The 10,985-nt window shown below is 70.5% G+C and carries 8 protein-coding genes and 1 pseudogene; 5 read left to right on the top strand and 4 right to left on the bottom strand.

The genetic code is table 11. The features are described from left to right. Positions 1-10: 10 nt before the first annotated feature. Together ACZ6K0_RS13435 and ACZ6K0_RS13430 are read right to left on the bottom strand one after the other, a co-directional pair. Positions 11-1,489: a sugar transferase gene (locus ACZ6K0_RS13435; protein ID WP_376409878.1), complete on the bottom strand. Its 1,479-nt coding sequence runs from the start codon at positions 1,487-1,489 to the stop codon at positions 11-13. 467 nt (positions 1,490-1,956) lie between these two features. After that, on the bottom strand, positions 1,957-2,928 hold the full coding sequence (locus tag ACZ6K0_RS13430; protein ID WP_376409875.1) for an acetylxylan esterase: 972 nt from the start codon (positions 2,926-2,928) through the stop codon (positions 1,957-1,959). A 246-nt stretch (positions 2,929-3,174) separates the two neighbouring features. Here ACZ6K0_RS13430 and ACZ6K0_RS13425 point away from each other — a divergent pair, with 246 nt between their 5' ends. Further along, positions 3,175-3,456, top strand: coding sequence for a hypothetical protein (locus ACZ6K0_RS13425; RefSeq protein WP_376409872.1), 282 nt, complete (start codon positions 3,175-3,177; stop codon positions 3,454-3,456). Positions 3,457-3,639: 183 nt separating this feature from the next. On the opposite strand, the gene ACZ6K0_RS13420 is transcribed toward ACZ6K0_RS13425, so the two are convergent. Both ACZ6K0_RS13420 and ACZ6K0_RS13415 read right to left on the bottom strand, forming a co-directional pair. Then, complete coding sequence (locus tag ACZ6K0_RS13420) at positions 3,640-4,869, bottom strand: PP2C family protein-serine/threonine phosphatase (protein ID WP_469232133.1); 1,230 nt, start codon at positions 4,867-4,869, stop codon at positions 3,640-3,642. Positions 4,870-5,234: 365 nt separating this feature from the next. Then, entirely contained in the window at positions 5,235-5,789 is a 555-nt protein-coding gene (locus tag ACZ6K0_RS13415; protein ID WP_376409866.1) for a helix-turn-helix domain-containing protein, read from the bottom strand. A gap of 210 nt (positions 5,790-5,999) precedes the next feature. Between ACZ6K0_RS13415 and ACZ6K0_RS13410 the strand changes: the two genes are divergently transcribed. From ACZ6K0_RS13410 to ACZ6K0_RS13395, 4 genes and pseudogenes are all read left to right on the top strand, one after another. Next, positions 6,000-7,124, top strand: a complete 1,125-nt coding sequence (locus tag ACZ6K0_RS13410) for an arylsulfotransferase family protein (RefSeq protein ID WP_469232131.1) — start codon at positions 6,000-6,002, stop codon at positions 7,122-7,124. After that, positions 7,121-8,530: a uracil-xanthine permease family protein gene (locus ACZ6K0_RS13405; RefSeq protein ID WP_469232129.1), complete on the top strand. Its 1,410-nt coding sequence runs from the start codon at positions 7,121-7,123 to the stop codon at positions 8,528-8,530. Before ACZ6K0_RS13410 ends, ACZ6K0_RS13405 begins: the two co-directional genes overlap by 4 nt. Before the next feature lie 114 nt (positions 8,531-8,644). Then, positions 8,645-8,890, top strand: a pseudogene (locus ACZ6K0_RS13400) (TSUP family transporter); the annotation flags it as partial. A 520-nt stretch (positions 8,891-9,410) separates the two neighbouring features. Next, entirely contained in the window at positions 9,411-10,523 is a 1,113-nt protein-coding gene (locus ACZ6K0_RS13395) for a tyrosine-type recombinase/integrase (protein WP_469232226.1), read from the top strand. Positions 10,524-10,985 lie beyond the last annotated feature (462 nt).

The raw sequence follows: 10,985 nt of genomic DNA, 5'->3' as shown, positions 1-10,985 counted from the left end.
CCCCCGCGCATCAGTAGGCCCCCTGCCCGTAGAGCACCGCCCGCAGCGTCTTCCACAAGATCACCGTGTCCAGCGCGAGCGACCAGTCCTCCACGTACCGCAGGTCCAGCCGGACCGCCTCCTCCCACGACAGGTCGCTGCGTCCGCTGATCTGCCACAGGCCGGTGAGGCCCGGTTTGACCAGCAGCCGCCGCCGGATGTCCGGGCCGTACGCGGCGGACTCCTCCGGCAGCGGAGGCCGCGGGCCGACGAGCGACATCGACCCGGTGAGCACGTTGAAGAGCTGCGGCAGCTCGTCGATCGAGTACCGGCGAAGCACCGATCCCACCCGGGTCACCCGCGGATCCCGGCGGAGCTTGAACAGCAGCCCGGCGCCTTCGTTGCGGTCGGTCAGCGCGGCCCGTGCCCGGTCGGCGTCGGCGACCATGGTGCGGAACTTGAGAATGGTGAACTCGCGGCCGTCCTTGCCGACCCTGCGCTGGCGGTAGACCGGACCGCCCCGGCTGTCCACCATCACGAGCAGCCCGACGACCACCATCAGCGGCGCGAACAGCATCAGCAGGACCGCCGCGCCCAGCCGGTCGACGACCTCCTTGACCGCCCGGGGGCCGCCGCTGAAGGTCGGCATGCTGACCCGCAGCAGGGGGATCCCGAGCACCGCGTCGACGTGCAGCCGCGGGCCGGCCACCTCCATGAGCACGGGGGCCACGACCATCTCCGCGTCGCTGCCTTCGAGGTTCCACGCCAGCCGCTGCAGCCGGTCCGGTGACCAGTGCGGGTCCGGTGTGACCGCGACGACACGGTAGCCGTCGCGGCGGACGTGGCCCGCGACGTCGGCCAGCCGGCCGACGACCGGCACGCCGTCCAGGTGGTCACCGTCGCGCCCGGGACGATCCGCCGTGCACACCGCCTCCACCCGCCAGCCGAGGTGCGGGAACTTGCGGGTCCGGTTGATCAGATCGCGCACGGTGGCCAGGCTCCCGGCAGCGAGCACCGGGCGCAGACACCGCCCTTCCTTCCGCTGTTTGTGCAGCCAGAGACGCAGCAGATACCGCTCGGTCATGGTGACGAGCGCGATGGCCGGGATCGCGACGAAGATCCAGAGCTTGATGTTGGTCGAGGTGAGGGCGATCCCGCCGAGCGCCAGGACGACGACCGCCGCGAACAGCGAGCGCCCGAGCCGACGGAACTCCTCGGCACCCTGGCCGAGCACGGCCGGTGACCACGCCCGGCTCACCGCCAGCGCTCCCAGCACCAGCAGCTCGGTGCCGAAGGCGAGGATCCTCCACTTCTCGTGCCAGTTGGCCGCGTCCCGGGCCCCGAAGAAGCCGCCGATCGCCGCGACGACGAAGGCGGTGGCGACGGTGTCGCTGGTGATCACGGCACGGCGGTACCGCTGCTCCCAGTCGATCGTGGTCCGGCTGAACTCCCCGTTCTCCAGACGCCCGAGGGGCGAGGGAAACGGGCTGACTAATTCACCCTGCTGCACAGACCCCCCCAGGGCGTCAGTGGGCTCGACGTGTTGGCTCCACACGGTTCCTCCCCCCGGGAGACCCCCGCCTCCCGCGCTGTTCCTCCCCTCGGGAGGCCCCCGCCTCCCGCGCCGCGCCGATCCTCGCTCCGGGAGGCCCCCGCCCCGCCCGCGCATCACGTACTGGCTGTTGCAGCGCTACTGGAACATTCCGCTCCGGCGGCGGTGGACGCGACCTCGTGCCGTCCATGGCGCCGGTTCGAAAGATCATCATTTGTTACGTCGTGTCAGATCATGTGAAGCACGGTCAATCTAGACCATGAGGACTCGTCTGGTGAGGGAATGTACGCAACTTGTGGGCAACCTTTGAAGGTTGATCCACCGTCAGATAGTGACCCGCCGGTGCCGTGACGACCCGGTCACACCGTGCGACCTGTGGTGAAGGGCTTTCTCCTGCCCCGCCGGTCAGCGGCGGGGCAGGGGCCTCAGCCGCGGAGTCTCCCGGGCAGCCAGCGGAGCTGGGCCGCCTGCTGGAAGGCGCCGCCGCCCTCGTGGTCGTTGAAGTCGTAGACCTCGATCTCCTTGTCCTCCTCCGCGTACGCGTTGAAGGCCGCGAACACCGTCGACGGGGGGCACGTCAGATCCTCCAGGGCCGTCGAGAACAGGGCCGGTGCGGTGGCGCGCGCCGCGAAGTGGACGCCGTCGAAGTACGCGAGGGTCTCCCGCGCCTGCCGGACGCGGCCCCGGTGGGTCTTGAGGTAGTTGCCGATCTCGCGGTAGGGCGTCCGGTCCGTGACCGTCGTCGCCCGCGGGAAGTCGCAGAGGAACGGGACGTCCGGGGCCACCGCCACCAGGTCCCGCACCAGCCCCGCCACGGCCAGGGTGATGCCGCCGCCCTGGCTCCCCCCGGTCACCGCCGTGCGGCCCGCGTCCACCAGCGGGTGCGAGCGCGCCGCCTCCACGGCGCGGACCGCGTCCGTGAACAGCCGCCGGTAGTAGTACGTCGCCGGGTTCTCGATGCCCCGGGTCATGAAGCCCGGGAAGGAGGGCGCGCTGCCGACCGGGTCGGGGGTGTCGCCGGTGGCCCACCCGCTGCCCTGCCCCCGGGTGTCCATCACGAAGTGCGCGAACCCGGCGGAGGCCCAGAGCAGATGCGTGTGCGGCAGGCCGCGCCCGCCTCCGTACCCGAGGAACTCGACCACGACCGGCAGCGGTTCGGACGTGCCCGCCGGCAGCACGAACCAGCCCTTGACCGGCTGTCCGTCGAATCCGGCGAACGTCACGTCGTACGTCTCCACCGTGGCGAGGCCCGTCGCGACGGGCTCGAAGCGCGCGTCGAGCGGATGCGCGCGGGTCTCGTCGAGGGTCTTCGCCCAGAAGGCGTCGAAGTCCTCAGGCTCCACGGACGCGCTGCGGTAGGTGCGGAGTCGGTCGAGGGGCAGGTCGAACTGGCTCATGAAGACCACCTGGTGGGTGAGGGTCGCGTTCGAGATCTCGACCGGTCACGCCGGTCTTCCCCACCCTAGTCAGCGACCCCGGCCGATTCATATACGTGAATCGGCCGGGGCTCAGGAGAACCGGCCACCGACACTCCACGCCGAGCGCGCCACGAGAACGCTCCCGGACGCATCCCCGTGGCATCCTCGGACGATGCCCCACCGCGTCCGGCTGCGGGCCCTCGTCGTCCTGCGCGGAGGGACACCATGCTCATCAGCCACACCATTCGCCACGACGTCCTGCACGTGACGCTCCACCGCGACCTGGACGTCACCAACAGGGCCGCGGCCGCCCTCCAGATCCAGGCCCTCGTCCAGAGCCACCGGCCGGCCCGCGTGGTCATCGCGGTCCCGGCCGCCGACCCCACCCCCGCCACCCTCAGCGCCCTCGCCCGCGCGCACCGCATGTGCGGAAGCCTCGGCATCCCCCTCGCCCTGACCGGCGCGAGCACCCGCACGAGCCGCCTCCTGGACGTGAACACCGCGTAGGCGGTGTCCGGGGCGTCACTCACACGCCGGCAAGGCGCCGCCGACGTCCGAGGTGACCGACACGCGGTACCCGGAGCCGCAGGCGAACCTCATGGGCACCGAGATCCATCAGACCATCGTGCCGAGCGGCACCGGGGGCGTGTTGCCTCGATGGCGCCGACCGGGCCGCCGGTGGGGCGGTCGTCACAGACGGATGATGACGAGTGCCGTGTCGTCGGTGTTGCCGCTGGTGGGCAGGAGGTCCGCGAGGAGGGCGTCGGCCAGGGCCTCGGGGTCGGCCTTCCTGCGCCGCTCAAGGGAGTCGGCGAGGCGGGCGAGGCCGTCGTAGATGTCCTCGGCGCGACGCTCGATCAGGCCGTCGGTGTACATCACCAGTGTCGTGCCTTCGGTGAAGGCGGCGGTCGCTTGGGGGCGGGGAACGTGTTCGGGGCGGGCGCCGAGCGGTGGGTCGGTCGCCCGGTCGAGGAAGGTCACGCCCCCGTCGGGGTCGAGCAGTGCGGGCGGAGGGTGGCCGGCGCTGCTGTAGGTGAGGGTGTGGGTGTTCCAGTCGATGAAGGCCGTCGCCGCTGTGGTCGATTCCGCGCCCTCGACGGAGCGGGCGTACAGCCCGAGGGCGTCGAGGGCCTGGGCCGGGCCATCGGCGACAAGGGTGGCCGCGCTCAGCGCGCTGCGCAGTTGACCCATGACGCAGGCAGCGGCGAGGCCGTGGCCCACGACGTCTCCGACGGCCACCGCCATGCGGTCTCCGGGGAGGTCGACCAGGTCGTACCAGTCGCCACACACGTTGAGTCCGCTGATCGAGGGGTGGTAGCGCACAGCCGCCTCGTGGTGTCCGACGGGGCTGGGGGAGGGCAGCATCGCCTCCTGGAGGGCCACCGCCACTTCCCGCTCCCGGGCGTGCGCCTGGCGCAAGCGCTCGTTGACCTCTTGTAGTTCACGGGAGCGTGCGTAGAGCTCACCCTCCAGGACCCCGGACCGGGAGGTGTCGTCCGAGGGGTCCCGAGAGTGGATGAGCTGAGTGACCTCCTCCACGCGGTGCACGATCAGCACCACCTGGCCGTCGGGACCGAGCACGGGTGCGTTGACGGGGCTCCAGAAGTGCTCCTGCCAGTGGCCCGGCCGCTGGGGATCCTCGATGTCGTAGCGGAGCAATGCCATGGTGTCGCGCTCGCCGGTGGCCACCACACGCAGCATCGACGCCTCGGTCTCCCGCATCCCGGCGGCCGCCGGGTCGTGCGGATTCTCGGGGAAGGCGTCGAAGACGTAGCGGCCCACCAGCTGCGTGCGGGAGCGTCCGGAGAAGCGTGTGAAGTCTTCGTTGACATCGACGTACACCAGGTCGGGCGTGAGCAGGGCGACCATGCCGGGAAGGTCCTGGAACACCGCCGCGTAGTCGACTCGCTGCCCGTCCATGCCGCTGTCCACCCCACCTCGTCGCCAACCGTCAACGTCTGCTTCCACGATAGGAGTGAGCGTGTCACGAAGGCCGAGGCCCTACTCCTTCCGGCTCCGGTCCGTCACCCGGGCGGCGCTCAGGCGGGACGTCCCTCTTCGGGGCATCGCCGGGAGCCGTGTCGAACGCCGCCCGGAGCGATCACCGCGCACCACGCCCCGCATACCTCGGTCGGCCCGCCGGCCGGCGGTAGCAGGGCGGGGCGACGCCCCGGTCCGCCGCCGCCTCGGTCAGTTGCTTCCGGACTCCGGCGGCGACGGGGATTCGGTCGGCTGTGCGGTCGGTGGCGGTCGCGGCGCTGCGTTCACCGGGATGCCCCGCTCCCTCAGGACCCCAGTACCTCCACGTGGTCGCCGATCGCGACCACCAGGACCCGCGAGCCCGGTTCGGTGGTGCGCCAGCGGTGCCGGACACCGCCGGACAGCAGCAGGGTGTCCCCGCGCGACAGCCGGTGGATACGGCCGTCGGCCTCCACCTCCGCCGTGCCGTCCGCCACGTACATCAACTCGTCGTTGCGGTGCCGGAACTCGCGGTCCGCCTCGTGCTCGCCGACGAACTCCAGGGCGTGCAGCTGATGGCGGCCGCGTACCACCGGCCGGACGCGTGCCTCACGGTCGAGGCCGCTGTCGTCGCCGGCGCGCACCACGTCGATCGTGCGGGTCTCGTCCGAAGCCGCGAGCAGATGTACCGCCGTCGTGCCGAGCGCGTCCGCGATCCGTTGCAGGGACCGCATGCTGGGGCGCGCCCGGTCGTTCTCGATCTGGCTGAGGAACGGGGAGGAGAGTCCGCTGCGTTCGGCCACGTCGGCGAGCGTCAGGTCGAGTGCCCGCCGCCGTCGGCGTACGGCGGCACCCACCCGCGGTGTGTTCACGGCCTCCATGGACGTCCCGTCCTTCCCCACCCCACGGTGCCGTTCTCCCTGGTCGACGGCGCCTGACGGCACCCTACGCGGCACGCGCCGGAAACCCGGAGACGGTTTCGTACTGCCGACACACGCCCGTCACACAACGTCTCTACCGTCAAAGTCGATTGATCTCATCAAAGAAACTTTGATGACCGGCAACTGACGACTGACGACTGGACTTCCGACATGCCCCCGATCGACCAGAACTCGCGCCGCCGACGCCCCACCGGCCTCATCGCCTGCGACGAGGCGGCCGTGTACGACGGCTACACCCTCTACGCGCCGCTCACCGGCACGGGAGAGGTCCACCTCGTCGACATCAGCGGCCGTGCCGTCCACCGCTGGGACCTTCCCTACCGGCCCGGCCGCCATGCCCGGCTGCTCGCCGACGGAACCCTCGCCTACAACGGCGTACTCCCGGGCGAGCGCGCCCTTTTCCCCATGTGGCACAAGTACCGGGGCGGCGTCATGCTCCGGGCGGCACCCGACGGATCCGTCCTCCGGGAGCACCGGGATCCCCTCCAGCACCACGACGCCCACCATCTCGAGGACGGCCGCATCCTCTACACCGCCCTGGAGCCCCTGACCGGTTCCGAAGCCGCGACGGTACGCGGCGGGGTGCCCGGTTCCGAAGCCGCGGACGGCGTGGTCTGGGCCGACACCATCAGGGAAGTCGGCCCGGACGGCGAACTCCTGTGGTCCTGGCGCGCCGCGGAGCACCTCGACCGCGAGTCCTTCGCGCTCCACGAGGCGTACGCCCGCGAGCACTGGCCCCTGATCAACAGTGTCACGCCCCTACGGGACGGCAACATCCTCGCCAGCCTGCGCAGCGTCTCGGCGGTCGTCGTCATCAGCCGCGACACCGGCGAGATCCTCTGGCGCAGCCGACCCGGCACGGTCAGCCAGCAGCACGCGCCCACCGAACTGGACGACGGGCGGCTACTGGTCTTCGACAACGGCGTCTTCCGCCCCGGACACGACGTGCCCTACTCCCGGGTCATCGAGATCGACCGGGCCGGCGGCGACGTCGTATGGGAGTACCACGACCCGGCCCGCGAGTTCTTCTTCGCGCCCTTCATGGGCTCCGCGCAGCGCCTGCCCAACGGGAACACACTCGTCACCGACTCCCCGTCCGGGCGGCTCTTCGAGGTGACGAAGGACGGCTATCTCTGCTGGGAGTACGTCGTCCCCCACTTCGCCGGATACGACGAGAGCGAGGTCCGGGGCCTCTTCCCGTCCGAACCCAACGCCGTCTTCCGCGCCTACCGTTACGCCGCGGCCGACATCCCGTGGCTGGAGGCGACGGCATGACGACCACCCGAGACACTGACTCCGCCTCTGACTCCGCCTCCGCCTCGCCCCGGCCCGCCAAGGCCGTCGAGGCCGTCGAGCCCGTGCAGGCGCGGGTTCCGCTGCGGCGACTGGCACCGCTGGCGGCCCAGCACGTCCTGGCGATGATCGCCGCACCGGTCTCCACCGTCTTCCTCGTCGCCGGCACCCTGAAGATGCCCCCGGGAGCCACGGCCTCGCTGCTCAGCGCCGTCCTGCTGCTGTGCGGCGCGGGCGCCCTGCTCCAGTCCCTCGGCGTGTGGCGGATCGGCGGCCGCCTGCCGTTCGTCATGCTGCCCGGCGGCGCCGCGACCGCGCTGTTCCTCCAGATCGCCCAGGAACACGGCGCGCCGACCGCCACCGGTGCCGTCCTCCTGGCAGCGGCGCTCCTGCTCTCCGTACTGCCCCTGTACGCCCGGGTCGTACGCCTCTTTCCGCCCCTGGTCATGGGCGTGACCGTGCTGCTCATCGGGATCGCGATGATCCGGGTCGCCGCCCGGCTCATCACCGGCCCGGACGGCACCGGGGAACCGCGCGCGGTGCTCCTCGCCGCGCTGACGGTCGCGGCGACCGTCGCCGCGTACGTGTTCCTGCGCGGCGTCTGGCGCCAGACCTCCGTCCTCATCGGGATGGCGACCGGCACCGTCGTGGCGGTGACGACCGGCCTCGGGACCTTCGGTCCGGCGGCCGGCAGCGGCTTCGCCCTGCCGGACCTCCTGCCGTTCGGGTCACCCCGGTTCGATCTCGTGGCCGCCCTGCCGCTGCTCGTGTTCAGCCTCACCACCCTCGCCGAGATCACCGGACAGACCGTGCTCAACAGCGAGACCGTCGGCCGGACTCCCGCCCCCGAGCGGGACGTTCCGCGCGTCGCCCGCGCCGACGCCCTCGTCTCGATGGTGGGCGGACTGTTCGGCACGTCGCTCATGGTCACCAGCGCGGAGAACATCGGCATCGGCCGACTCACCGGAGTCCGCAGCCGCTTCGTGACCGCCGGGGCAGGCGTCCTCCTCATCGGCCTCGGGCTCGCCACCCCGGTGTCGCGCGCCCTGGCCGGCATACCGGAGGCCGTCGTCGGCGGCTCGTCCCTCGTCGTCTACGCCGTCATCGCCGTGATGGGCGTCGAGATGCTTCGCCGGGCCGACCTGTCCGGCACGGGCCAGGGCGGTCTGACGGCCGCGCTCGCACTCACCGCGGGGCTGCTGCCGCTGCTCACCCCGGACCTGTACGCGGGATTCCCCTCCTGGGCCCGTACGATCCTGGGCAGCGGCGTCGTCGCCGGCACACTGACGGCCGTCCTCCTCGCCGCGCTCCTGCGACCCGTCCGCGGCCCTCGTGAGCAGGACGAGGACGCCGACGCGGGAAAGGGCGCCGACCCACCGGAAGCGTGACGAACCGGTGAGAGCCACGCGGCGCGTTCGGTGCGCAGGCAGCCGCCCGCCCCGCGTGCCGAACTGACGGCGCCCTGCCAATACTTGACCGGTGATCTCCGAGACAGATGTGCGGTGAACTGGCCCTCGGGACCGCTGGGGTTCGCGGCCGGTCTGGTGATCTCGGCGGTGACGGCCCCGGCCGGGGTGTCCGGCGCGGTATTCCTGCTGCCGGTGCAGGTCAGCGTCCTGGGCGTGCCGTCCCCCGCGGTGACACCCACGAATCTGCTCTACAACGTCGTCGCCGGTCCCGGCGCCCTGATCCGGCATGCCCGCGCGGGCCGTCTCGACGGTCCGCTGACCCGCCTCCTCCCGGCCGGCCCCTGCCGGTGCCCTTCACCGGTAGTCGCGGGGGCGTGCAACCGCTGTCAGCTCGTCGGCGTGACGGTGATCACGGATACCCGCGAGGGAGAGCTGCGTAGGCTTGGGGAGTCGTCGGGGTGGAGCCCGGGAGGGCGAGTGGAGTCTTCCCAATGCCACCTGGCGAAGCGTCAGAAAAGTCGGCAAGTGGTCAGCGTGAGTCCTGAAAGACCTGCGGAAAGCTGACCGGACATGCGACTCGTTTTAGGGTGAGCAAACAGCCCTTGACCTGCAAAAACGCAGGCAGGGAGCCTATGTCCAGGAGTGCCTCGATGATACGTACGATGTTCAAGTCCAAGATCTAACTATTTGGCGTCGCCGCAGGTCAGGGGCATCATGTGCCCCCCTCAGGTCAGCAAACGGTCAGCATGCGTCCCGCACGTGTCCCGCTTGCTGACCTGCGACCGACAGTGCGGCGCCTGAGCAGATTCTTGGGCTGGAACGGATGGTGCGTGACATGGCCCGACAGCTCGCCCGCGGCATGGGGTCCTTCTTCAAGGACTGCGACTGCGCCAAGCCCACCCGCTGCCCGCACCCGTACTCGATCCGCTTCCGGGACGCTCTCGGCAAGCAGCGCGAGGAGTCCGGTTACGGCACGCAGGACGAGGCGATCGAACGTCTCACGCAGCTCTACGCGGAGAAGAAGACGACGGCGCCGTCGGTGGCGGTGGCCCGCCGGGAACTGGGGCAGCTGACGGTGGAGGAGTACGCGAAGCAGTGGCGGCCCCGGCAGCGCAAGATGACCGACTACTCCACCGGCGAGCACGTCGACAGCTCGATCAACGTGCACATCGTCCCGCGTCTGGGGTCACGGAAGCTGAACTCGGTCACGCCCATGGTGGTCGAACGCTTCCTGGACGAGATGGAGAACGACGGGGTCGGCCGCGGGAACCAGGTGAACATCTTCCGGGTCCTCAAGACCATCCTGCGGGACGCCTACACCAAGGGGGCCATGGCGGACGACCCGGTGAAGGGGGTCCAGGAGCCCGAATACGTTCGGGGAACGGTTGCCATTCCCTCTCTCGCCTACGTGACGAAAGCACTGGCCGTCGCCGACGAGGACCTGGCGCTGGAGATCGTCATGATGGCCGGCTGTGGCCTGCGCAACGGTGAGGCGCGGGCGGTGAACGTCAACAATGTCGTGGCGCAGGACGTCTACCGGGTGCGCGAGCAGATCCACTCCAACACGCTGAAGCCGGCGAAGCTGAAACACCGCAAGACGGGGGAGTTCCGGGAGGTGCCCCTGCCGCGGTCGGTCCGCGAGACGATCGAGCGGTACGAGGAAAAGCACGGCACCACGAAGGACGGCTACCTGCTGCGCGGTCCGGGCGGCTACTTCACCGAAGGCATGGAGCGGCGCCGGGTGAGGAAACTCTTCGCCGACTTTCCGCCGGAGGTGGGGGTGGGGATGTACGGCTTCCGGCACTACTTCGCCTCCAACGCCCTCGGCAACGGCATCCCCATCACCGACGTCGCGGAATGGATGGGCCACAAGTCCATCGAGGAGACGTACCGCACCTACCGCCACCTGATGCCGGGCAGCATCACCAAGGCCGCCCGGATCCTCGACGCCGGCCTCTGGGAAGCAGCCTGACGAGCGCGTAGGGGCCGCATGGTCTACAAGGGCGAGGAGATCTTCTTGAAGTCATCATCCAGGTGGCCCTGACCTGCAGGAATGTGAGCGATCAGGTACCTGGCCTGCGTTGATCCTTCTTTCGCGTTCTTTCAGGCTCGTACCCGCTTGGGTAGTCGATTCTCCCCACGCTCTCCCCAGAGCTGCTCGTGCTCCCCAAATTCTCCCCAGAGATGACCCGAGCTGCGGCCACAGGCGAGGGGGGAGCCAGTCCAACTCGGGCGCGGCCGTGTGCACGCTGAGTGGCTGCCGTAGGCAGGGCAGGAGCCTGTCTAAAGGTTCGTCGTCTGCCGGCATCGTCCGTGCTGAGGGTGATCAGCACGGTCTGGAGGACGGGGTCGGGGGTCGGGGTATCTGGCCCTGGCTTATGCCGCCCGCCGGAGCCGAAGGCAGGGTGCGCCAGTGGATGCGTTGCCCGAGTCC

Source organism: Streptomyces sp. NPDC042346 (assembly GCF_055581845.1).
Note: the sequence above shows the minus strand (reverse complement) of the source record. Positions and strands in the feature narration are given on the sequence as shown.

Coding starts and splice junctions, on each gene's coding strand:
- ACZ6K0_RS13415 (WP_376409866.1), bottom strand. CDS start 5,789: ATGGAGGCCGTGAACACACCGCGGGTGGGTGCCGCCGTACGCCGACGG.
- ACZ6K0_RS13405 (WP_469232129.1), top strand. CDS start 7,121: ATGACGACCACCCGAGACACTGACTCCGCCTCTGACTCCGCCTCCGCC.
- ACZ6K0_RS13395 (WP_469232226.1), top strand. CDS start 9,411: ATGGGGTCCTTCTTCAAGGACTGCGACTGCGCCAAGCCCACCCGCTGC.
- ACZ6K0_RS13410 (WP_469232131.1), top strand. CDS start 6,000: ATGCCCCCGATCGACCAGAACTCGCGCCGCCGACGCCCCACCGGCCTC.
- ACZ6K0_RS13420 (WP_469232133.1), bottom strand. CDS start 4,869: ATGGACGGGCAGCGAGTCGACTACGCGGCGGTGTTCCAGGACCTTCCC.
- ACZ6K0_RS13425 (WP_376409872.1), top strand. CDS start 3,175: ATGCTCATCAGCCACACCATTCGCCACGACGTCCTGCACGTGACGCTC.
- ACZ6K0_RS13430 (WP_376409875.1), bottom strand. CDS start 2,928: ATGAGCCAGTTCGACCTGCCCCTCGACCGACTCCGCACCTACCGCAGC.